The sequence below is a fragment of the Paraburkholderia diazotrophica genome (assembly GCF_038900755.1).
Lineage (GTDB): Bacteria > Pseudomonadota > Gammaproteobacteria > Burkholderiales > Burkholderiaceae > Paraburkholderia > Paraburkholderia diazotrophica_A.
The window spans coordinates 207,325-229,804 of sequence record NZ_JBBPEN010000007.1 but is presented as its reverse complement, the minus strand read 5'-3'; the positions used below and the strand labels follow the sequence as shown (position 1 = coordinate 229,804).

Below are 22,480 nucleotides of genomic sequence, written 5' to 3'. Positions count from 1 at the left end.
ACCAGCGTATCGTTGAGCTTTTGCACGCGTTCCAGCGCGTTCTACGCGTCGTTTGTCGTCGTTTCCGGGAGTTTTGTTGTGACCGCATCGTCGGACCCGAGTCGGCCCGCTGCTTCATCCGCTTCAGCTTCATCCCCTTCCTCTGCCAACGGTGTGTCCTATCTCGAACGCGGCACGCGCGCGTACTGGCGCGCAAGTCTCGCGCTGCTGTTCGCCGGCTACGCAACGTTCTCGCTGCTTTACTGCGTGCAGCCGCTCTTGCCTGCGTTTTCCGCGTCGTTCGATATCAGTCCCGCGCAGAGCAGTCTTTCGCTGTCGGTGACGACGGCGGCGCTCGCGCTCGCGATCTTCGTCGCCGGCTTCGTGTCGGAAGGATGGAGCCGTCACCGGCTGATGACGGCTTCGCTCACCGCGTCGTCGCTGCTGACGCTCGCCGTCGCCTTCACGCCGCAATGGCACGCGCTGCTGCTGTTGCGCGCGCTCGAAGGCCTGGCGCTCGGCGGCGTGCCCGCCGTCGCGATGGCCTATCTCGCGGAGGAAGTGCACCCCGACGGCCTGGGTCTCGCGATGGGTCTCTACGTCGGCGGCACGGCGATCGGCGGAATGGCCGGGCGCGTGATTACGGGCGTCGTCGCCGATCTGTTCTCGTGGCGCGTGGCCATCGGCACGATCGGCGTGCTCGGCATTCTGTCGATGCTCGCGTTCCGCTCGCTGCTGCCGCCGTCGCGCCATTTCGTGCCGCGCCGCGGGCTCGGCTTTTCGCATCATCGCGCGGCGCTGCTGAAGCATCTCCGGCGCCCCGGCCTGCCGCCGCTGTTCACGATGGCGTTCGTGCTGATGGGCAGCTTCGTCACGCTCTACAACTACATCGGCTACCGGCTGCTAGCGGCGCCGTTCCATCTGAGCCAGACAGCCATCGGCGGCATCTTCGTCGTGTATCTGACGGGGGTCGTCGCGTCGCCGTGGTCGGGCCGCATGGCGGACAGCTTCGGACGCGGACGCGTGTTGATCGGCAGCATCGTCGTCATGCTGTGCGGCCTGCTGCTGACGACGACGCAATCGCTCACGCTGATCGCGTGCGGCATCGCCTGCGTGACGTTCGGCTTCTTCGCCGGACATGCCGTCGCAAGCGGCTGGGTCGGCCGGATCGCGAAGGAAGCGAAGGGCCAGGCGGCCGCGCTGTATCTGCTCGCGTATTACCTCGGGTCGAGCATCGTCGGATCGTACGGCGGCCGCGTGTGGACCGCGTATGCGTGGCCTGGCGTCGCGGCGCTCGTCGGCGGATTGCTGCTGATCGGCATCCTCGCTTCGGCTCGCCTGCGCGCACGCGAACGCGTCGGCGCGGCGTGACGGGCGCGCGTCAGCCGATCCATGCACGGGGCGAGCAAAAACGACCATAAAAGCAGCTCGTACCGCCCGTTCGACAGACGAAACGCATATTCAGAAAGGCCTGTGTAAGAGAAGGCCCGCGACGCTAGGGAGCGCGCGGACGGCGTGCGCGGCGCGCCGAGCCTTGCCCCGCTTCGGTTTGCCGTGCCGGCGACGGACGCGCGCATGCGCCGCATCTCACACATTGCCTCGACACCGTCGCCTATACTCGTTGCAGGCGCGCCGCATGCAGTCGCGCCCAACGAGTACAACCATGTCGCATGGGACACAGGAGACGAGCATGCACTATTTCACGATCGGTGATTTCATTCTGGTCATCCCGATGGCACTGGCCGGGGCTCTCTTTCTCGGCGCTCTGCCCTGCAAAACCGAGTTCAGGCACAACACGTTGCGCGTGTTGGGCGCGCTGCTCGGAGTCATGTTTGCGGTCGTGCTCGTCGAAGGTCTTCCCGCGCTCGTCTAGCGAACCCCTCGCTCTTCGCACATGAGCGTCAAGTCGCCGTCTTGCGATGTTCGATAGAAAAGCCGCCCTCGCAGGCGGCTTTTTCCTTTTTGCGCCGGACAAATCTGCTCGCCGATCCTGTGCAAGAGCGCGGATCAGATGTGCTGATCCGTCGACGGCTTTTCCCACAGATTCACGCCGCCTTCCGTCGCATGACTGTCGATTTCCGCGAGCTCTTCCGCCGTGAACGACAGGTTCTTCAGTGCCGCGACGTTCTCGCGCACCTGCTCAGCCTTGCTCGCGCCGATCAGCGCCGACGTCACGCGCGGATCGCGCAGCGTCCACGCAAGCGCCATCTGCGCGAGGCTTTGACCGCGGCGCTGCGCGATGTCGTTGAGCTTGCGCACGCGCTCGATGTTCTGCGCGCTCAGATGCTCCTGCTTCAGCGAGCCGCCGCCCGCCTTGTTGACGCGCGCATCTTCGGGCACGCCGTTCAGGTACTTGTTCGTCAGCAGGCCTTGCGCGAGCGGCGTGAACGCGATCGCGCCCGAGCCGGTTTCTTCGAGCGCGCCGAGCAGGCCCTTTTCGATCCAGCGGTTCAGCATGTTGTACGACGGCTGATGGATCAGCAGCGGCACCTTGTATTCGGCGAGCAGCTTCGCCATTTCGCGCGTCTTTTGCGCCGAATACGACGAGATGCCGATGTACAGCGCCTTGCCCTGCTGCACAGCGCTCGCCAGCGCGCCCGCCGTTTCTTCGAGCGGCGTGTCGATGTCGAAACGATGCGAATAGAAAATATCGACGTAGTCGAGACCCATGCGCTGCAGGCTCTGATCGAGACTCGCGAGTATGTACTTGCGCGAGCCGCCGCCCTGGCCGTACGGACCGGGCCACATGTCCCAGCCCGCCTTCGACGAGATCAGCAGTTCATCGCGGTACGGCTTGAAGTCGTCCTTGAAGATGCGGCCGAAGTTCGTTTCCGCGCTGCCATACGGAGGGCCGTAGTTGTTCGCGAGGTCGAAGTGCGTGATGCCGAGATCGAACGACGTGCGCAGGATTTCACGTTGCGTCGAGATCGGCGTGGTATCGCCGAAGTTGTGCCACAGGCCAAGCGACAGCGCCGGCAGTTTGAGACCCGACTTGCCGCAAACGCGGTACTGCATGTCGGAATAGCGTGCTGAAGCTGCTTCGTAAGCCATTGATGGAGTCCTTGTCGAGAACAGGAGTGAAGTCCGCGGTGCATGACTGCGCATCGCGTGAAGGGGATTCTTAATGGTGATGCGTTGGGTTTCCAGTGTGCCGACACAACGTTTTGATACCGGTATCAAACATGGTATCAAAACGACGGTTCCAGCGCCCCGGCGCGTGCGGTACACGGCGTGCAATCGCGCGGCAACGGATCAACACACTATGTTAGCCAATCGCCGCGCGCGCTGCAGTTGCTCGAATTGCGGGACGGAGCCTAGACTCGGCGGTGTCGGTCACATAGACTTCCGCCACTTTCATCCATCGAAGAGGATTGTTCATGACCAAAGCGATTTCGCTCGCATTGATCGTCGGCGGCGTCGTGCTGCTGTACTTCGGCGGCCAGTCGTTTCATTCGTTCAGCAACGACGTGTCGCGCGCGTTCACCGGCGCGCCGACCAACAAGACCATCTTTCTGCTCGCGGGCGGGATCGCCGCGACGCTCGCCGGATTGATCGGGCTCGCGTCGTCAAAGCGCTAATCAGGCGCGAACCGCGTTCGACGGCCCGCGTTAGAACGCCACTTCGGGCTTCGACGCCGAGCGCGAGCCCGGCAGCGGCACATTGCTCGCGCCGTGATAGGTGAAGACCAGAGAAAACTTCACCTGATCGGTCAGATTCTTACCCGCCGAATGCAGCGTGTTGCAGTGGAAAAACACGACATCGCCCGACTTCAGCCTGGGCGACACCGCCTTCTGGATCAGCAGCTGGTTCTCCGGCAGATCGGAGCGGAAGAACTTGGATTCGTCAAAGCGCTCCGACGTGAAAGCCGACGCGTGCGAGCCCGGCACGAGCCATAACGCGCCGTTGTCGACGGTCTCGTCGCCGAGCGCGAGCCACACCGACACCAGATCGTCCCGTTCGAACGACCAGTACCGCACATCGCGATGCCAGCCCGTCAGGCTGCCATACGCGGGATGCTTGGTCATCATGCAGTTGTGATGCGCGCGCGACAGGCGCGGCTCTTCGCCGAAATACAGCTCCATCCAGCCGCGGATTTCGGGCGCCGTCGCCCATTCGGCGAAGCGCGGATGGCGCGCGTACGCATCGAGCAGCCGCCGCACCGTGTGGCCGCCCGGCGCGTGCTTCGACTCGGGCGCGCCGGGATAGCGCAGGTCTGCTTCGAATTCGATGGGCGCCGCGGCTTCGTGCAACTGATCGCGCGCGATCCGTTTCATCTCTTCGCAGCGCTCGGGCGCGATGAGATCCGGCACCACGACAAAACCCTGTTCCCGCAACACCTGTATCTGCTCTTTCTTCGAATGGACTGACATGGACGTTCCGCTCAACTAGTGTTCTTCGACAACCCGGTAGCCATTGTAAAACGGGCACGATCGGACGGTGTGCGTGCTACGCGTCCGGCATGCGATGCGAACGGGCGGCATTGCACGCGGCGTGGGCAGCCATGCACGTGCATCGAGCGCAAAGGGTGCGATCGGCCCGGCTTCGTCCTCGTAAAAACCCTGATCGCGCCGGACTTTCGACGGTCACCAATCACGTGTAGCCTTGCACGCATGTCGATTGCACTACACGCCTCATCGCCGTCGGCGCGGCCATTCGTCGCCGCTGCCGCTTCATACCGCCTTTCCTCAGGCTATTGCGTCCCATCCGTTGGCATAAATGGTGCTGCTTTCGCAGCACTCTTCGTCGCGAGTCACGCTGCCTGATCTAATGCCATGCATAGCCCATTGAGCACTCGACTCACCCGCGCGTTCAACGCCGCGCGTCCCGCACGCCGCCACGTGGTGCGTGCGCTCCGTCATCATTCCGCGCGCACGCGCGCGCTCGCCGCACAGTTGCGCGATGCGAAGCCCGTCGATAGCGTGCGCATGTGGTTCCGCACTTTCTTCAGCGCATTGCGCACGCAGGATGCCTCGCGCCGCCTGTCGCTGCGCACACTGCTGCGCAATCCGTCGTCCGTGCGCATGCTCGGCGTGTCGCCGCGCGCCGCGAAGCAAGTCGCGCTGGCGGGCGCCGCGAAGCCCGCGAGTTCGCCGCATGGCACGAGCCGCCGTCCGCGCCGCGTATCGGCAACGAGCGAAGGCTGGTTCGCATTCGCGCACTGAGGTTGGATCGCGGGATTCGGTTGCGGGGTTTGCGTCGCCCGGCTTCACGTCGTTTGATGTTCGCGTTTGCGTGCAACGATCGCGCCTGATGCGCGCCACGCTCCACGCGGGCATCGCCCGGGTTGCGCTGCATCACGCGCGTTTGTTGGACGCAAACGCGCGCCGAATGACGCAAAAGACAACGCCCTGCATGTGCTTCACAGCGCATGCAGGGCGTTTTTTGCTTCAGTCCCGGATCTGGCCGAACCGCGCGGCATTCAGCCGCGCGATGACTTCACTGGACCACTGAACCGGCTCAGGCGAGCGCCGCAACCGGCTCCGTGCCAGCGGCCTCGGCCAGCACGAGCGCCTTGTCGGCGGCTTCCCACGAGAATTCCGGCTCTTCGCGGCCGAAGTGGCCATACGCAGCCGTCTTTTCGTAGATCGGACGCAGCAGGTCGAGCATCTGGATGATGCCCTTCGGACGCAGGTCGAAGTGTTCCTGGACGAGACGCGTGATCGTTGCATCCGACACGCGGCCCGTGCCGAACGTGTTGACCATCACCGACGTCGGCTGAGCAACGCCGATCGCGTACGACACCTGGATCAGCGCGCGCGATGCGAGGCCGGCCGCGACGATGTTCTTCGCGACATAGCGGCCAGCGTAGGCAGCCGAGCGGTCCACCTTCGACGGATCCTTGCCCGAGAACGCGCCGCCGCCGTGCGGAGCCGCGCCGCCGTACGTATCGACGATGATCTTGCGGCCCGTCAGACCGCAGTCGCCCTGCGGGCCGCCGATCACGAACCGGCCGGTCGGGTTCACGAGGAACTTGATGTCGCCCTTGATCAGATCGGCCGGCAGCGTCGGCTTGATGATCTCTTCGATCACGGCTTCGCGCAGCGTCGACAGTTCGATTTCCGGCGCGTGTTGCGTCGACAGAACGACGGTGTCGATCGAATGCGGCTTGCCGTCGACATAGCGGACGGTGACTTGCGACTTCGCGTCCGGACGCAGCCACGGCAGACGGCCGTCGCGGCGCAAATTGGCCTGGCGCTCGACGAGGCGGTGCGACAGGTGGATCGGCAGCGGCATCAGCTCGGGCGTTTCGTCGCATGCGTAGCCGAACATCAGGCCCTGGTCGCCCGCGCCCTGATCGAGGTTGTTGTCGTGCGCGCGGTCGACGCCTTGCGCGATATCCGGCGATTGCTTGTCGTACGCGACGAGAACCGCGCAGCCGCGATAGTCGATGCCGTAGTCGGTGTTGTCGTAGCCGATGCGCTTGATGGTCTCGCGCGCGACCTGGATGTAGTCGACGTTGGCCGTCGTTGTGATTTCGCCCGCGAGGACGACGAGACCCGTGTTGCACAGCGTTTCCGCTGCGACACGCGAGTATTTGTCCTGCGCGAGGATCGCGTCGAGAATGGCGTCCGAAATCTGGTCAGCGACCTTGTCCGGATGCCCTTCGGAAACCGATTCGGAGGTGAAGAGGTAATCGTTAGCCACGTTACAGGCTCCTTTATTGGTTACGGTTGAGTTTCACGTAGCCTGCTTCGAGCCTGAAGCGGCGACGCTTTAGCGGATTTCTGCACGACCGGACGACAATCTGAAAGATCACCGCCCGCCCGCTTCGCCCCGCAAGTTGTCTATTAACTCGGCGAAGCCCTTATTATAGCGACTTCTTTCATTTGTCACAGAGTGTCTGCGCGTGCGGTATATCGACCTTTTCGCCGTTTGTCTCGCCGTTTCTCTTTATCCAGCTGGATCATGCGCGCCCATCGGAGCAGCCGCATGCTGAGCCGCCTGGGCGTCACATTCGCAATCGGGCTGCTCAAGCTGTTCGCACTGCTGCCGTATGGCTTCGTCGCGCGCCTCGGCGACGGCCTCGGCTGGCTGCTCTACCAGATTCCGAGCCGCCGCCGGCGCATCGTCCATATCAACCTGAAGCTGTGCTTTCCCGAGTGGAGCGACGAGCGCCGCGAGGAAGTCGCGCAGAAGCACTTCCGGCACGCGATCCGCAGCTATCTGGAGCGCAGCGTGCAATGGTTCGGCTCCGCAAAGAAGCTCGAGAAGCTGATTCAGCTCGACAGCGAAATCGATCTCACCGATCCCAATCTGCCGCCAACGCTGTTTCTCGGCTTCCATTTCGTCGGCATCGAGGCCGGCTCGATTTTTCTCAACTATTCGCTGAAGCGCACATGCGGTTCGCTGTATCAGCCGATGTCGAACCCGCAGCTTGAGGAAGTCGCGAAAGCGCAGCGCGGCCGTTTCGACGCCGAAATGGCGAGCCGCGCGGACAGCGCGCGCGTCGTGCTGCGCTGGCTGCGCGAGCGCAAGCCGGTGATGCTCGGCGCGGACATGGACTACGGGATGCGCAATTCGACGTTCGTGCCGTTCTTCGGCGTGCCGACGTGCACGCTGACGGCCGTCGGCCGGCTGGCGAAAGTCGGGCGCGCGCAGGTGGTGCCGTTCATTGGCGAAGTGCTGCCGAACTATAAGGGCTACCGTCTGAAGGTGTTCAAGCCGTGGGACAACTACCCGACGGGCGACGACGACACCGACGCGCGCCGCATGAACGAATTCCTCGAAGAGCACATTCCCGACATGCCCGAGCAGTATTACTGGGTGCACAAGCGCTTCAAGACCCGTCCGCCAGGCGATCCGGGCTTTTACTGAAACGTGCCTGCACACAGTGGGCGAGACTGACAACCCGTCACTTACAATAGCGGCATGAAACTGAAATTCACCAAGATGCATGGCGCGGGCAACGACTTCGTCGTGCTCGACGGCTACACGCAGCCGCTTTCGCTGACGGACGCGCAAGTGCGCGCGCTCGCGAACCGGCACTTCGGCGTCGGCGCGGACCAGTTGCTCGTCGTCGAGAAGCCGACCGTCGAAGGCGTCGATTTCAGATATCGCATCTTCAATTGCGACGGTGGCGAGGTCGAGCACTGCGGCAACGGCGCGCGCTGCTTCGTGAAATTCGTGCGCGACACGCGCCTCACCGACAAGCGCAGCGTCCGCGTGCAGGTGCAAAAGGGCGTCATCACGCTGACCATGCAGGACAACGGCGAAGTCGTCGTCGACATGGGCGCGCCTGTGTTCGAGCCGGCTCAAGTGCCGTTCGACGCGAGCGGCCTCGACGCGCGCCAGGAAAGCAACGATTCGCTCTATCCGCTCGACGTCAACGGCGCGACGCGCTGGGTGTCGGTCGTGTCGATGGGCAATCCGCACGCGGTACAGGTCGTGGACGACGTCGAGGCGTTTCCTGTGCTCGTCGACGGTCCCGTGATCGAGCATCACCCGCGCTTTCCGGAGCGGGTCAACGCAGGCTTCGTGCAGATCGTGAGCCGCGGCGAAATCAGGCTGCGCGTCTACGAACGCGGCGCGGGCGAAACGCTTGCGTGCGGCACGGGCGCTTGCGCGGCCGTTGCGGCAGGCATCCGTCGCGGGCTGCTGGACGCGCCCGTGAAAGTGCACACGCACGGCGGAATGCTCACGATCACGTGGAACGGCGAACCCGCCTCGCCGCTGATGATGTCGGGCCCGGCGGCCACGGTGTTCGAAGGCGAAATCGAAATAGCCGACTGAATCGGATTGAATCTCTTACCGCTGCGCGGTCCATGGACGGCAGCAGCCCAGCAGCAAGACAAGCAAGACAGCACACAAGCGCGCAACCGAAAGCCGAAATCATGAACGATCGCGAAGTCGCCGACTATCTGCTAGCCAACCCAGAATTCTTCGCCGAACACGCGGAACTGCTCGCGACCGTGCGGCTCGCGAATCCGCATGGCAAGGCCGCAGTGTCGCTGCAAGAGCGCCAGATGGACATGCTGCGCGACAAGAACAAGCATCTCGAACGGCGTCTCGCCGAATTGCTGCGCTATGGGCACGAGAACGACAGCATTGCGTCGAAGTTCGGCCGCTGGACGACGCGCGTGATGGCCGAGCGCGATCCGGGCGCGCTGCCGCGCACGATCGCCAACGGGCTGCGCGACGTATTCGATGTGCCGCAAGCCGCGCTGCGCGTGTGGGACGTGTCCGAGCCGTACTCGCAGGCGGACTTCACGCGTCATGTCGGCGAGGAAGTGCGCATCTTCGCGAACAGTCTCGCCACGCCGTACTGCGGCGCGAACACGGGCTTCGAGGCCGCGCAATGGCTGACGCCCGCCGTATCGGCCGTTTCCAGCGATGCTGCGACTACGGCTGACGGCGCGCCGCCCGCCAACGGCACCGAATCGATCGCGCTGATCGCGCTGCGCGATCCCGAGGCCAAAGACGAAGCCGCTGCGTTCGGCCTGCTGGTGATGGGCTCGCCCGATCCGCGCCGTTTTCACGACGGCATGGCCACCGACTTCCTCATGCAGATCGGCGCGCTCGCCAGCGCGGCGCTGAGCCGTCTGCTGCCGCGCTAGGCGCTCGTCACGTGAGCTCCGCCGATCCGATCGTCATCTATCTGTCGAGCCTTGAGCACGAGCGGCGGTTGTCGGCGCATACGCTGCGCGCCTACACGCATGAACTCGACGAACTGAAGAAGCTCGCGAACGGACGGCCGCTCGAAAGCCTTACGGCCACGGATATCCGCGGCGCGGTCGCGCGCGCGCATTCGGGCGGCCTGTCGGCGCGCTCGATCGGACACCGGCTGTCGGCGTGGCGCGCGTTCTACCGCTGGCTCGCGGGACGCATCGATTTGCCCGCAAATCCCGTCGCCACCGTGCGCGCGCCGAAGCGCGCGAAGACGCTGCCGAAAGCTTTGTCCGTCGACGACGCGCACACGCTGATGGAATCCCCCGTGACGGCCACCGCCGAAGGGCTGCGCGATCACGCGATGCTCGAGCTGTTCTACTCGTCGGGCTTGCGGCTTTCGGAGCTGGTCGGCGTCGACGTGCATTTCGTCGACGCCGACGGCTACCGCTCCGCCGGCTGGCTCAAGCTCGACGAGGCGGAAGTCGAAGTGCTCGGCAAGGGCAACCGGCGGCGCTCAGTGCCTGTCGGCAGCAAGGCGCTCGATGCGTTGCGCGCATGGCTCGCCGTGCGCGGCGAGCTGGTGAAGCACGATCCGCATCCGCTGTTTCTGTCGGCGCGCGGCAACCGGATGTCGCCGAACGTCGTGCGCGAACGCGTGAAGCGCGCGGCGCTCACGGCGGGCATTCCGGCGAACGTGCATCCGCACGTGCTGCGCCATTCGTTCGCGACGCACGTGCTGCAATCGAGTGGCGATCTGCGCGCCGTGCAGGAACTGCTCGGCCACGCAAGCATTTCTGCGACCCAGGTCTACACCGGGCTCGATTTCCAGCACCTCGCGCGAATCTACGACCAGGCGCATCCGCGCGCAAAAAAACGCGACTGACGCGGCTGGCGCTTTGCCGGCAACCAGTCATCTCCGCTTTGCCGCTTCGCGCGGCACATTGTTCCGCTGAAATTCTCACGAAGTCATGAATACCGTTACGCTGAAACCGTCGAAAGAGAAGTCGCTGCTGCGCCGCCATACGTGGGTCTACGCAAATGCGATCGATCGCGTCGACGGCAAGCCCGCCGCCGGCGCGACCGTGCTCGTGCGCGCGCACGACGGCCGCTTCCTCGCGCGCGCCGCGTGGAGCCCGCATTCGCAGATCCGCGCGCGCGTCTGGAGCTTCGACGAGAACGAGCCTGTCGATCACGCGTTCTTCAAGCGCCGCGTACAGCGCGCGCTCGCGCATCGTCAGGCGATGGTGCGCGGCACGGGCGCAGTACGGCTGATCTTCGGCGAGGCGGACGGCCTGCCGGGGCTGATCGTCGATTACTACATCGCTGATGATGCAACGAACGCGGTCGCGCTGGCGGATGCGGGCCAGCGCGGCCAGATCGTCTGCCAGTTCATGGCGGCGGGCGTCGAAGCGTGGAAGGACGCGATCGTGCAGGCGCTGATCGGCGCGACGGGATGTCCGAACGTCTATGAGCGCTCGGACGTGTCGATCCGCGAAAAGGAAGGGCTCGCGCAGACGACGGGCGTGCTCGCCGGCGACCCGCCACCGGAAACGCTGCTCGTCGGCGAGAACGGCGTGCGTTATCACGTCGACGTGCGCAACGGCCACAAGACGGGCTTTTATGTCGACCAGCGCGACAATCGCGCACTGGTGCAGGAGTTGTCGAAAGACCGCGACGTGCTGAACTGCTTCTGCTACACGGGCGGCTTTTCTCTCGCCGCACTCAAGGGCGGCGCGAAGCGGGTCGTGTCGATCGACTCGTCGGGCGAGGCGCTGGCGATCGCACAGCAGAACGTCGCGGCCAACGGCTTCGACGCGCAGCGCGCCACCTGGCTCGACGCCGACGCGTTCAAGACGCTGCGCCGCCTGTACGACGACGGCGAGCGTTTCGACCTCGTCGTTCTCGATCCGCCGAAGTTCGCGCCGTCGCGCGAGCACGTGGACCGCGCCGCGCGCGCATACAAGGACATCAACCTGACGGGACTCAAGCTGCTGCGGCCGGGCGGGCTGCTGTTCACGTATTCGTGCTCGGGCGCGATCGATGCTGAGCTGTTCCAGAAGATCGTCGCGGGCGCGGCCGCCGACGCGCGCGTCGATGCGCGCATCCTGAAGCGGCTGGGCGCGGGCGTCGATCATCCGCTGCTGACGGCGTTCCCCGAAGGGGAATATCTGAAAGGCCTATTGTTGCAAACCGCCTGATCGCCCATAGTTAGGCGTTTATTTCCCTGGCGGCGACGGGGCTTTCACCACCCGGCAGCGGCGCCCCGGCAGTTATGCTTCAATATTCCGTTGAATTCCCGGGGTTCGGGCCGTGCGCGGTCTGCACTCCAGATTGACGAACACAAGGCGACTTCACATGGCGAACAACATGATCCCAGTCACTATCCTGACCGGCTTCCTCGGCAGCGGCAAAACCACGCTGCTCAAGCGCATCCTGAACGAGAAGCACGGCATGAAGATCGCCGTGATCGAGAACGAGTTCGGCGAAGAGAATATCGACAACGACATCCTCGTTCAGGACACGGGCGAGCAGATCATCCAGATGAGCAACGGCTGCATCTGCTGCACGATTCGCGGCGACCTGTCGCGCGTGCTAGGCGACCTCGCCGCGCAGAAGCAGGAAGGCAAGCTCGATTTCGACCGCGTCGTGATCGAGACGACGGGCCTCGCGAACCCCGGCCCCGTCGCGCAGACGTTCTTCATGGATAACCAGATCGCCGACGAATTCCTGCTCGACGCGATCATCACGCTGGTCGATGCGAAGCACGGCAATCAGCAGCTCGACGAGCACGAAGTCGTGCAGCGCCAGGTCGGCTTCGCGGACCGTCTGTTCGTGACGAAGGCCGATCTCGTCGACGACGCGACGCTCGGCGACCTGCGTCACCGCCTGCTGCACATGAATCCGAAAGCGCAGATTCGCGTCGTGAACTTCGGCGAAGCGGACATCAAGGAAGTCTTCGATCTGCGCGGCTTCAATCTGAACGCGAAGCTCGAAATCGACCCGGATTTCCTCGCCGAAGACGAGCACGATCACGCGCATGACCACGACCACGACCACGACCACGATCATGACCACGCGAACTGCGATCACGATCATGGCCACTGCGATCACGAAGGCCACGATCACGGCCACCACCACCATCACGCGCATCACGACGACAAGATCAAGTCGTTCGTTTTCCGCAGCGATCGCCCGTTCGATCCGAACAAGCTCGAAGACTTCCTCGGCGGCATTCTGCAGATTTATGGCGAGCGTCTGCTGCGCTACAAGGGCGTGCTGTACATGAAGGGCGTCGATCGCAAGGTCGTCTTCCAGGGCGTGCATCAGATGATGGGCAGCGATCTCGCGGCCAAGTGGCAGCCCATTGAGAAGAAGACGAACAAGATGGTGTTCATCGGCATCGAGTTGCCGCAGGATCTGATTACGGACGGGCTCGAAGCCTGCCTCGTCTAAGCCGGTCTTATCTTTGTCTTGCGCGGGGCAGGCGTTTGATGTCTGCCCCAACCGCCATTTTCTCGCCGCTGACGCACGAAAATCGATTCAAACGCGCAGGCACGGCAATTAAACAGCCGGTTCCCGGTCAAAGCACGTGAAAACCCTGTTGTGAGAATACGTGTACGACCATCGCTTTTTAGTGCACAGCGCGTTATATTTTCACGATAAGTGGAGTTTGCGACAGGGATTTCCCCCGCTTGCAGCTTCGTATTGTGATTCAGTTACAATACGGCCCCACTGGAGAAAGACAACGATTTTGCCCGGTCTAAAACGCGTAGCCGCGTCGCAGCCGTGCCGGGCCTGAAGACGGCGCCGGAAAATCTCATCCGGGGATATCGCCGATAGCCGGCCGGCACACTCCGGCTCATAACGCGCTGCCGGGAAGCATTGCCTCAGGAGCATTGGAAGAATCGGTTTCCAGAGGAGTTCGGCCCCGCAACGGCGCTTCGGCGTCACGACAGCCTACCGTCCGTGTTCGCCGGCGCTCAATCGAGCGTCATCGAGGCGCCTTTGCGGGCAACACGAAAGTGCGGGCAATGATTTGCCTCACATTGAAGAAGCAAGCCAGATGACGACGAAACGACTCTTGACCGAAGCCGAAATCCTGAAGATGAGCGACAAGGATTACATGAATGAGGATCAGCTCGCTTTCTTCAAGAACCGGCTCGAACAGCTGCAGGCGGAAATCCTCCGCAACGCCGGCCAGACCACCGAAAATCTGCGCGAAACCGTGATCGTGCCGGACCCGGCCGACCGCGCGACGATCGAGGAAGAGCATGCGCTGGAACTGCGCACGCGCGACCGCGAGCGCAAGCTGCTGAAGAAGGTTCAGCAGTCGCTTGCGCGCATCGAATCGGGCGAATACGGCTGGTGCGAGGAAACGGGCGAGCCGATCGGCATTCCGCGTCTGCTTGCGCGTCCGACGGCAACGCTGTCGCTCGAAGCGCAGGAACGCCGCGAATTGCGCCAGAAGCTGTTCGGCGACTGATCGCCTGCGGCGCGGTTTTCGGGGTCCGCGCCCCATAGACGCTTCGTGAGAGGCGCACGGTGAACCGTGCGCCTCTTTTCTTTTGTAAAGCCGATCTTTAACGATGCGAGCGCTCATATCGGCTCCTCCTTCGTGCGGCAATCGGTAAATGCGCATCGCATCGGCCTTGATGCGGACTGACGCCAGCACCTTTTACCGCTGAATCCGCCGCGCACCTTTTCTGCTTTTCTCGCGCTGTTGAGACTTCCGCTCTTGATATGGCAGCGCCCGCCCTAAAATAATTTGGACATGCGTTGCACGCGCGCGCGGCACCTGGCATCGCGCGGCGTCCGCTCCGGATTCCGTGGTGGCGCATCGGCGCCTCCGCGTCCTCACTGTCGGTCGAAGTCTTCGCTTTGGCGCTGACTCCGGCCTCACGCAATTAATTGCGGTTTTGCAAAAGGAACGCATATGGAGCAATTTCACGGCACGACGATCGTTTCCGTGCGTCGCGGCGACAAGGTCGCGCTCGGCGGCGACGGCCAGGTCACGCTGGGCAACATCGTCATGAAGGGCGGCGCGAAGAAAGTCCGGCGCATCTACAACGGCAAGGTGCTGGTCGGCTTCGCGGGCGGCACGGCCGACGCCTTCTCGCTGCTCGACCGCTTCGAAGCGAAGCTCGAAAAGCATCAGGGCAATCTCACGCGCGCCGCCGTCGAGCTGGCGAAAGACTGGCGCACCGACCGCATGCTGCGCCGTCTCGAAGCGATGCTGATCACGGCCGACGCAACCACCACGCTGGTCATCACGGGCAACGGCGACGTGCTCGATCCCGAAGGCGGTATCTGCGCGATCGGCTCGGGCGGCGCGTATGCGCAGGCCGCTGCGAAGGCGCTCGCGGACAACACGGATCTTTCGCCGCGCGACATCGTCGAAAAGGCGCTGGTGATTGCCGGCGACATGTGTATCTACACGAATCACAACCGCGTCATCGAGACGATCGAGTAAGGACACACGATGAGCACCATGACTCCCGCCGAGATCGTCTCGGAACTCGACAAGCACATCATCGGCCAGCATCGCGCGAAGAAAGCTGTCGCGGTCGCGCTGCGCAATCGCTGGCGCCGCCAGCAGGTCGCCGAGCCGCTGCGCCAGGAAATCACGCCGAAGAACATCCTGATGATCGGGCCGACGGGCGTCGGCAAGACGGAAATCGCGCGGCGTCTCGCGAAGCTCGCGGACGCGCCGTTCATCAAGATCGAAGCAACCAAGTTCACGGAAGTCGGCTATGTCGGCCGCGACGTCGACAGCATCGTGCGCGACCTGATGGAAATCTCCGTCAAGCAGACGCGCGAGACGGAAATGCGCAAGGTCCGCACGAAGGCCGAAGATCTCGCCGAAGACCGCATCCTCGATATCCTGCTACCGGGCGCGCGCACGGTCGGCTTCGGCTCGGGCCACGAAGCGAGCGGCGACGAATCGAACACGACGCGTCAGACGTTCCGCAAGCGCCTGCGCGAAGGCGCGCTCGACGACAAGGAAATCGAGCTCGACATCGAGATGCCGCAGCCGGCGATGGACATCATGGGGCCGCCCGGCATGGAAGACATGACCGAGCAGATCCGTTCGATGTTCGCGAATCTTGGCGGCGGCAAGAAGACGCGCCGCAAGGTGAAGGTGAAAGAAGCGCTGAAGCTCCTCACCGACGAAGAAGCGTCGAAGATGCTGAATGACGAAGAGGTCAAGACGAGGGCCGTGCAGAACGTCGAGCAGAACGGCATCGTGTTCCTCGATGAAATCGACAAGATCGCGTCGCGCAACGAAGCGGGTACCGGCGAAGTCTCGCGTCAGGGCGTGCAGCGCGATCTGCTGCCGCTCGTCGAAGGCACGACGATCAGCACGAAGTACGGGATGGTGAAGACCGATCATATCCTGTTCATCGCGAGCGGCGCGTTCCACCTCGCCAAGCCCAGCGATCTGATTCCCGAACTGCAAGGCCGCTTTCCGATTCGAGTCGAACTCGATTCGCTGTCGGTGAAAGACTTCGAATCGATTCTCGTCGCCACCGACGCGAGCCTCGTCAAGCAATACCAGGCGTTGCTCGAGACGGAAGACGTGCACCTCGAATTCGCCGACGACGGTATCCGCCGTCTCGCGGAAATCGCCTACTCGGTGAACGAGAAGACGGAAAACATCGGCGCGCGCCGTCTCTATACGGTGATCGAGAAGCTGCTCGAAGAAGTGTCGTTCTCGGCGGGCAATCACGCGGGCAAGAGCGTGGTGATCGACGCGGCGTATGTCGATGGTGCGCTGAACGACGTCGCGCAAGACGAGGATCTGTCGCGCTACGTGCTCTGATTCGCGCGTCTCCCAGCAAGCACTCGAACGAAGAACCAGGCGAAACGGGCGGCGCTCCGCGAGGAGCGTCGCCCGTTTTCACATGCGTGCGAAGCACGCCATCTATCGCATTCGATGCGATGGCAAGGGCATCATTGCTTGACCGGCCGCTTCGCCAGCTTGCGCTGAAGCGTGCGCCGGTGCATGTTCAACGCGCGCGCCGTCGCCGAAATGTTGCCGCCGTTTTCGGCGAGCACGCGCTGGATGTGCTCCCATTCGAGCCGCGCCACCGACAGCGGCACCGGCTTTTCAATGGCCTCTTCCGCTTGCAGCACGCTCGCTTCCGTTTGCAGCGCAGAGAGAATCGTCTCGACGTTCGCGGGCTTTGCCAGATAGTTGTCCGCGCCATCCTTCACCGCCTGCACCGCCGTCGCGATGCTCGCGTAGCCCGTCAGCACCAGCATCCGCGCGTCGGGTTGCAGGTCGCGCAACGGCGCGACGAGATTCAGGCCCGAGTCGTTGCCCAGATGCAGGTCGACCGTGATCTGCCCGAACTTCTGCTGATTGGCCAGGCGGATCGCTTCGTCGGCATTGTGCGCTTCGGACACCGTGAAGCCCCGGCGCGTCAAACCGCGTGCGAGGATGCCGGAGAACACTTCGTCGTCGTCGATCACCAGAAAATTCTTGTCGCTCATGCTTGTTTCTCCGTATTGGACGACGCGGCGCCATGCCGGCCCGCGCCCGTTTGCTCGCGGGCCAAAGGCAACCGCAACACTGCGCGTGTTCCGCGCGGCTTGATTTCACTGACATCGGCGAGCTCGATCGATCCACCGAGCCGCGCCGCCGCCGAAAATGCCAGATACAGCCCGACGCCATGCCCGCCTTGCGTGCTGTCGACGGGCGCCGCGCCAAGCACGCTGCGCAACGACGCCGGCACGCCCGGCCCCGCGTCGCAGACTTCGAACTCGATCGAATCATGTGGAGCGAGCTTTGCGGCCAGCGTCACATGATCGCGGCTCGCGCGCGCGGCGTTGTCGAGCAGGATCGTGAGAATCTGGCTGACGGCAACCGTGTCGTCGATCGAGACGTCGGCAGGCGGCTCGCCCAGGCGCTCGAACTTGACGTGCGGATGGCGCAGCCGCCATTGATCGGCGAACGAACCGAGCCACTCGTCGACACGCTGGCGGCTGCCCTGCGTCGATGCGCGGCTGCGCAGACGCGCGAGCGCCGATTTGCACAAGGTCATCTGCTGGTCGAGGATGTCGAGATCGGCGACGTAGGGCTCAAGGCCTGCGTCGGTGCGCGCGGAATCGCGCAGTTCCTCGGTGAGCATCGCGATCGTCGAAAGCGGCGTGCCGATTTCGTGCGCGACCGTCGCGGCCTGCACGCCCAGCGCAACGGCGCGCTCGTCGCGCAACAGGCGCTGTTGCGCCTCGCCGAGCGCGGTATCGCGCTGACGCAGCGCGCGCGACATCCGCGCCACGAACCACGCGATCAGGCCAACGCTCACCATGAAGTTCACCCACATGCCGGCGCGATAGTAGTCGAACAGGTTCGCGGGGTTGTCGAGATTGAGCGGCACCGATTCGAAGCCGAGCACCGCATAACAGGCGACCGCGAACGCGGCGAGCCACGCCATCAGATGCCACGGCAACACGGCGGCCGCAATGGCCAGCGACGGCAGATACAGGGAGACGAACGGATTGGTCGTGCCGCCCGAGAGAAACAGCAGCGCGGACAGCGCACCGAGATCGACCCACAGTTGCCCGAACAGTTCGAGGCTCGACTCCGGCTTCTGACGCGACACGCGCAGCCACGTAAGCCCGTTGAAGACCACTTCGAGACCGATGATGAGGAGCATCGCCGGCAACGGCAGCTTCACGCCGACAAAAATCTGGACGAACGCGATCGTCACGAGCTGGCCAATGATGGCGAGACTGCGTAGCCAGAAGAGATGTCCGAGGTTGACCCGGCCAGTGAGGGTTATGCGCTGCATCCTGAAAGTTTACCTGTTGGGAGCGGCCCGATTCATCGATCGGACTTCCGAAACTATAGTTTCCATTGTTGTTTAACGTGCGCTCGCCACTCTTTACTGATAATGCTTAAGACGTCTCTTGATCCAGATCAAGTTCTTTTGGATTCCTTCCAGACACTCCTGCGTCATGCGGCCGCCGCGCAACAGCAACGCGATCAAACCGCCCATGACATCTGGCTTCGGGCCGCCTCCCATTGCTGCTGTCGCTGCCTTGCTGTTCGACATGCTGTATGGACCCGAGACATGGGTAACGGGTGGGAGGGGACATGGGTAAGACATCGGCCGCTCATTCTGGCTCATACAGGTTGACGATGGTGAAGCGATGGCGCATGAAATCGCAGATCGAAGCAGCCGTCGACGCATGGCACAACCGGCTCGCGGGCGAAAAACGGCTGAAGGTCAGTCTCGTCTGGACGGGCAGCCACGGGCATCAGCGAGATCCGTATAGCTGGGTCGGCCTCGAGCCTTACGTGGACTGCTTGCGCGAACTCGATGACGTCGCCTTCTATTCGCTGCAACCAGGCGCAGGGGCCGATGTCGCCGCCGCGCACTGCCGGGCTCGATATCGCCGACCACACCGCGGAGTTCGGGACGTTCGACGACACCGCCGCGTATATCGGCGCACTCGATCGGGTGATTACGGTGTGTACGCCGGCCTATTCCGGCGCGGCGGCCACGCCTTGCGCCGACGCACGTTCGCGCGCAATTGCATCGGCGAGACATTCGGGGCACAGACAGCCGGTGCCCGCCTTCAGCGCATCGGCGGGCAGCGCGGGCATCGAGACGCACCAGCACGTCGACCTGTCGCCGCGCGCGCCGCAGTCGAACACGCGGCGGCAGCGCGGGCAGCGCGCGCTGGATGCTTCGGAGAATTCGGGCGATTCGAATGGGGACGGGTTCATGACAGCAGGATGAAACCGGTCGGTGACACAAACATGATGCCACGTCCGGAGGACCGAGCAAAACGCCTGCCCGTCGCGACGAAAAACGGGCGCACGCGGTATTCCGACAAGCGTCGAACGGAGCTTCATTCGCATGAGAACTTTCCCGGCCGGATTTCGGACCAAAACCCTGTCCGGCGCCAGTCAGAAAGCGGTCGACAGCCGACCCCAAAGCGTCTGTTTTCGCAGTGCGGAAAAGCGGCCTTGATCGCCATGGCAGCACGCGTCGAAATCCCTGTTGCACCGCGCCAGTTGTGTACAATTCGGCCTTGTTTTAACCGTTTCCCTGTCCGAGCCGCCGCCATGTCCGAGATCCCCGACCTGTCCCAGATCGCACCCACGCTGAAGGCTGAAATTCTCGCCGAGGCTCTGCCCTATATTCGCCAGTATCACGGCAAGACCGTCGTCATCAAATACGGCGGCAACGCGATGACGGAAGAGCGCCTGAAGCAGGGCTTCGCGCGCGACGTGATCCTGTTGAAACTGGTCGGCATCAACCCGGTGATCGTGCACGGCGGCGGTCCGCAAATCGATCAGGCGTTGAAGAAAATCGGCAAGCAGGGCACGTTCATCCAGGGCATGCGCGTCACCGACGAAGAGACGATGGAAGTGGTCGAATGGGTGCTCGGCGGCGAAGTGCAGCAGGACATCGTCACGCTGATCAATCACTTCGGCGGCCACGCGGTCGGTCTGACGGGCAAGGACGGCGGCCTGATCCACGCGCGCAAGCTGATGATGCCGGACCGCGACAACCCGGGACAATACGTCGACATCGGCCAGGTCGGCGAAGTCGAGCAGATCAACCCGGCTGTGGTGAAAGCGTTGCAGGACGACGCGTTTATTCCCGTCATCTCGCCCATCGGCTTCGGCGAAGACGGCCTGTCGTACAACATCAACGCGGACCTGGTCGCGGGCAAGCTCGCCGTCGTGCTGAACGCCGAGAAGCTCGTGATGATGACGAACATCCCCGGCGTGATGGACAAAGAAGGGACGCTGCTGACGGATCTGTCGGCGCGCGAAATCGACGCGCTGTTCGCGGACGGCACGATCTCGGGCGGCATGCTGCCGAAGATTTCATCGGCACTCGACGCGGCGAAGAGCGGCGTCCGTTCGGTGCACATCATCGACGGCCGCATCGAGCACTCGGTGCTGCTCGAAATCCTGACGGAACAGCCATTCGGCACGATGATCCGCTCGCACTGAGCGCATCGTGCCCGCCGCGCTTTTATGCGGCATCCCGGCTACAAAGCAAGCTCAAAGCATCACGCGAAGCACGGCACGCTGGCCGTCGTGCTTCGCAGAAGGCATACTGGTCTTCGGTCTTTTCGCGCAGCACGCTGCGCTGTCTCACGCTTCTTCCCCGCACGCATCGCGCGCCGCCTGCTTCGCATCGCAGCCGTCGTCACCCTGCGCGCGACACATCACGCGTCACATCATGCGCACTTCCCGTCCGAAGCGTCGTCGGCCGCAGATTCACGCCGGCAATCCCGTCTGGCTGTTCGATCTCGACAACACGCTGCATCACGCGTCGCACGCGATCTTTCCCGCGATCAACACCGCGATGACGCAGTACATCATCGACGCGCTGCAAGTGGAACGCGACGAAGCGAACCGTCTGCGCACCGGCTACACGCAGCGCTACGGCGCGGCGCTGCTCGGGCTCACGCGCCATCATCCCGTCGATCCGCATGACTTCCTGAAAGTCGTGCACACGTTTCCCGATCTGCGCTCGATGCTGCGCAGCGAGCGCGGCCTGAAACGTCTCGTCGATGCGCTGCCCGGCCGCAAGATCGTGCTGACCAACGCGCCCGAAACGTACGCGCTCGACGTGCTGAAAGAGCTGGGCATCGAGCGGCTGTTCGAGCGCGTGATCGCGATCGAGCACATGCGCGACCAGCGCATGTGGCGCGCGAAGCCCGATCACGCGATGCTGCGCCGTGCGATGCGCGACGCGCACGTGCGTCTCGCCGATGCGATTCTCGTCGAGGACACGCGCAGCCATCTGAAGAACTATCGGCGTCTGGGCATCCGCACGGTGTGGATCGTCGGCCATTTGGCGCGTCAGCGGCGCGCGGACGGCAGCCTTGCGCGCCTGCCGGGAACGGGCCGCCCGCACTATGTCGACCGCCGGATTCGTTCGCTAAAATCGTTGAGACTGGGCACCCGCGCGGGACGCGAGGCGGGTCAACAACAGGGACGACAGACATGCAGCCTGTTCGCAAGCATGACGAGGACGTAACCGAAGAGCAGTCGACCACCGCGCGCGCCACACGCCTCAAACCCGGCGAGCGGCGCGTGCACATCCTCCAGACGCTCGCCGCGATGCTGGAGGTCCCGAGGAACGAAAAGATCACCACGGCGGCACTCGCGGCGCGGCTCGGCGTATCGGAAGCCGCGCTGTATCGTCATTTCGCGAGCAAGGCGCAGATGTTCGAAGGGTTGATCGAGTTCATCGAGCAGACGCTGTTCGGGCTCATCAACCAGATCATCGCGAAAGAGCCGAATGGCGTATTGCAGGCACGCGCAATCGCGCTCACGCTGCTCAACTTTTCAGCGAAGAATCCCGGCATGACGCGCGTGCTGACGTGCGAAGCGCTCGTCGGCGAGCATGAGAGGCTCACCGAGCGGGTCAACCAGCTGCTCGAACGCGTCGAGGCGTCGCTCAAGCAATGTCTGCGGCTCGGGCTGATGGATGCGTCGAACCAGAACGCGCCGGACGCGATCCCGCTTCCCGCCGACTACGATCCCGTCGTGCGCGCGAGCCTGCTGGTCAGCTACATCATCGGACGCTGGCATCGCTATGTACGCAGCGGCTTCTCGCGCGCGCCCATCGAACAGGCCGACGCGCAATTGCGGCTCATCCTTCAATGAGTCAACTTGAGTGATGGCCAGGCCGCGAGCGAATCCGCCGCAGCTCGCCAGCCCGTGCATCCCGCCGATTTTTCCGCGCGTTTTCCGCTATACTTTGCGCTTGACCGTTTCTGACGGTCCAATAAAGAAGCAGTACAGCGCGCCGATTTGCTGACTCGATTGCGGGCGCGCGAACCAGCGGATGTGATCTATCGGTCATCGCGGTTCACTATAAATGCGGCTAAAGAGGTCGTCAGCCGCGCACATTCT

General features: G+C 63.5%; 23 protein-coding genes and 1 pseudogene. 17 read left to right on the top strand and 7 right to left on the bottom strand.

What is annotated here, in order from left to right; translation table 11 throughout:
* Positions 1–78: 78 nt before the first annotated feature.
* Positions 79–1,350, top strand: coding sequence for an MFS transporter (locus AABE10_RS22540; protein ID WP_342935453.1), 1,272 nt, complete (start codon positions 79–81; stop codon positions 1,348–1,350).
* A gap of 319 nt (positions 1,351–1,669) precedes the next feature.
* Positions 1,670–1,852: a hypothetical protein gene (locus AABE10_RS22535; protein ID WP_342935452.1), complete on the top strand. Its 183-nt coding sequence runs from the start codon at positions 1,670–1,672 to the stop codon at positions 1,850–1,852.
* Between the two features lie 134 nt (positions 1,853–1,986).
* On the opposite strand, the gene mgrA is transcribed toward AABE10_RS22535, so the two are convergent.
* Positions 1,987–3,030, bottom strand: coding sequence for an L-glyceraldehyde 3-phosphate reductase (gene mgrA / locus AABE10_RS22530; protein ID WP_342935451.1), 1,044 nt, complete (start codon positions 3,028–3,030; stop codon positions 1,987–1,989).
* Positions 3,031–3,356: 326 nt separating this feature from the next.
* Between mgrA and AABE10_RS22525 the strand changes: the two genes are divergently transcribed.
* Positions 3,357–3,557, top strand: coding sequence for a DUF3185 family protein (locus AABE10_RS22525; protein WP_342935450.1), 201 nt, complete (start codon positions 3,357–3,359; stop codon positions 3,555–3,557).
* Between the two features lie 30 nt (positions 3,558–3,587).
* On the opposite strand, the gene AABE10_RS22520 is transcribed toward AABE10_RS22525, so the two are convergent.
* Positions 3,588–4,349, bottom strand: a complete 762-nt coding sequence (locus AABE10_RS22520) for a phytanoyl-CoA dioxygenase family protein (protein WP_342935449.1) — start codon at positions 4,347–4,349, stop codon at positions 3,588–3,590.
* 402 nt (positions 4,350–4,751) lie between these two features.
* Here AABE10_RS22520 and AABE10_RS22515 point away from each other — a divergent pair, with 402 nt between their 5' ends.
* Positions 4,752–5,141, top strand: coding sequence for a hypothetical protein (locus AABE10_RS22515; protein WP_342935448.1), 390 nt, complete (start codon positions 4,752–4,754; stop codon positions 5,139–5,141).
* 295 nt (positions 5,142–5,436) lie between these two features.
* On the opposite strand, the gene metK is transcribed toward AABE10_RS22515, so the two are convergent.
* Positions 5,437–6,624, bottom strand: coding sequence for a methionine adenosyltransferase (metK, locus tag AABE10_RS22510; protein ID WP_342935447.1), 1,188 nt, complete (start codon positions 6,622–6,624; stop codon positions 5,437–5,439).
* Positions 6,625–6,885: 261 nt separating this feature from the next.
* Here metK and AABE10_RS22505 point away from each other — a divergent pair, with 261 nt between their 5' ends.
* The 9 genes from AABE10_RS22505 (at position 6,886) to hslU (ending at position 16,405) form a co-directional block, all read left to right on the top strand.
* A complete protein-coding gene (locus tag AABE10_RS22505; protein WP_342935446.1) occupies positions 6,886–7,794 on the top strand; it encodes a lipid A biosynthesis lauroyl acyltransferase in 909 nt (302 codons plus the stop codon).
* A 54-nt stretch (positions 7,795–7,848) separates the two neighbouring features.
* Positions 7,849–8,709 (top strand): diaminopimelate epimerase, encoded by an 861-nt coding sequence (dapF, locus tag AABE10_RS22500; RefSeq protein WP_342935445.1) that lies wholly within the window; start codon positions 7,849–7,851, stop codon positions 8,707–8,709.
* A gap of 101 nt (positions 8,710–8,810) precedes the next feature.
* Positions 8,811–9,533, top strand: a complete 723-nt coding sequence (locus AABE10_RS22495) for a DUF484 family protein (RefSeq protein WP_342935444.1) — start codon at positions 8,811–8,813, stop codon at positions 9,531–9,533.
* A gap of 11 nt (positions 9,534–9,544) precedes the next feature.
* Entirely contained in the window at positions 9,545–10,468 is a 924-nt protein-coding gene (gene xerC, locus AABE10_RS22490; RefSeq protein WP_342935443.1) for a tyrosine recombinase XerC, read from the top strand.
* Positions 10,469–10,553: 85 nt separating this feature from the next.
* Positions 10,554–11,783 carry a class I SAM-dependent rRNA methyltransferase gene (locus tag AABE10_RS22485; protein WP_342935442.1) on the top strand — a complete coding sequence of 410 codons (1,230 nt, stop codon included), beginning with the start codon at positions 10,554–10,556 and terminating at the stop codon, positions 11,781–11,783.
* Positions 11,784–11,952: 169 nt separating this feature from the next.
* Complete coding sequence (locus AABE10_RS22480; RefSeq protein ID WP_342935441.1) at positions 11,953–13,038, top strand: GTP-binding protein; 1,086 nt, start codon at positions 11,953–11,955, stop codon at positions 13,036–13,038.
* A 610-nt stretch (positions 13,039–13,648) separates the two neighbouring features.
* Positions 13,649–14,068, top strand: coding sequence for an RNA polymerase-binding protein DksA (gene dksA, locus AABE10_RS22475; protein ID WP_085228454.1), 420 nt, complete (start codon positions 13,649–13,651; stop codon positions 14,066–14,068).
* Positions 14,069–14,518: 450 nt separating this feature from the next.
* The gene (gene hslV, locus AABE10_RS22470; protein ID WP_152760428.1) at positions 14,519–15,055 is read left to right on the top strand and encodes an ATP-dependent protease subunit HslV; all 537 of its coding nucleotides are present in this window, start codon (positions 14,519–14,521) and stop codon (positions 15,053–15,055) included.
* A gap of 9 nt (positions 15,056–15,064) precedes the next feature.
* Positions 15,065–16,405, top strand: coding sequence for an ATP-dependent protease ATPase subunit HslU (gene hslU, locus AABE10_RS22465; protein WP_342935440.1), 1,341 nt, complete (start codon positions 15,065–15,067; stop codon positions 16,403–16,405).
* 131 nt (positions 16,406–16,536) lie between these two features.
* Here the strand turns inward: hslU and AABE10_RS22460 are convergent, their stop codons facing one another.
* The 3 genes from AABE10_RS22460 to AABE10_RS22450 all read right to left on the bottom strand — a co-directional run bounded on the left by AABE10_RS22460 (position 16,537) and on the right by AABE10_RS22450 (position 18,644).
* Positions 16,537–17,079, bottom strand: a complete 543-nt coding sequence (locus AABE10_RS22460) for a response regulator transcription factor (RefSeq protein WP_087732213.1) — start codon at positions 17,077–17,079, stop codon at positions 16,537–16,539.
* Positions 17,076–18,380: an ATP-binding protein gene (locus AABE10_RS22455; RefSeq protein ID WP_342935439.1), complete on the bottom strand. Its 1,305-nt coding sequence runs from the start codon at positions 18,378–18,380 to the stop codon at positions 17,076–17,078. Before AABE10_RS22455 ends, AABE10_RS22460 begins: the two co-directional genes overlap by 4 nt.
* A gap of 93 nt (positions 18,381–18,473) precedes the next feature.
* On the bottom strand, positions 18,474–18,644 hold the full coding sequence (locus AABE10_RS22450) for a hypothetical protein (protein ID WP_342935438.1): 171 nt from the start codon (positions 18,642–18,644) through the stop codon (positions 18,474–18,476).
* A gap of 125 nt (positions 18,645–18,769) precedes the next feature.
* Here AABE10_RS22450 and AABE10_RS22445 point away from each other — a divergent pair.
* Positions 18,770–19,070 (top strand): annotated as a pseudogene (locus AABE10_RS22445) (hypothetical protein); the annotation flags it as partial.
* Positions 19,071–19,075: 5 nt separating this feature from the next.
* On the opposite strand, the gene AABE10_RS22440 reads toward AABE10_RS22445, so the two are convergent.
* The gene (locus tag AABE10_RS22440) at positions 19,076–19,321 is read right to left on the bottom strand and encodes a cysteine-rich CWC family protein (protein ID WP_342935609.1); all 246 of its coding nucleotides are present in this window, start codon (positions 19,319–19,321) and stop codon (positions 19,076–19,078) included.
* A gap of 342 nt (positions 19,322–19,663) precedes the next feature.
* Between AABE10_RS22440 and argB the strand changes: the two genes are divergently transcribed.
* From argB to slmA, 3 genes are all read left to right on the top strand, one after another.
* On the top strand, positions 19,664–20,563 hold the full coding sequence (argB, locus tag AABE10_RS22435) for an acetylglutamate kinase (RefSeq protein WP_087732217.1): 900 nt from the start codon (positions 19,664–19,666) through the stop codon (positions 20,561–20,563).
* A gap of 232 nt (positions 20,564–20,795) precedes the next feature.
* Positions 20,796–21,599, top strand: a complete 804-nt coding sequence (locus tag AABE10_RS22430) for a pyrimidine 5'-nucleotidase (protein WP_342935437.1) — start codon at positions 20,796–20,798, stop codon at positions 21,597–21,599.
* Positions 21,566–22,231, top strand: a complete 666-nt coding sequence (gene slmA, locus AABE10_RS22425) for a nucleoid occlusion factor SlmA (protein ID WP_342935436.1) — start codon at positions 21,566–21,568, stop codon at positions 22,229–22,231. The genes AABE10_RS22430 and slmA overlap by 34 nt, the downstream gene beginning before the upstream one ends.
* Positions 22,232–22,480: the final 249 nt, after the last annotated feature.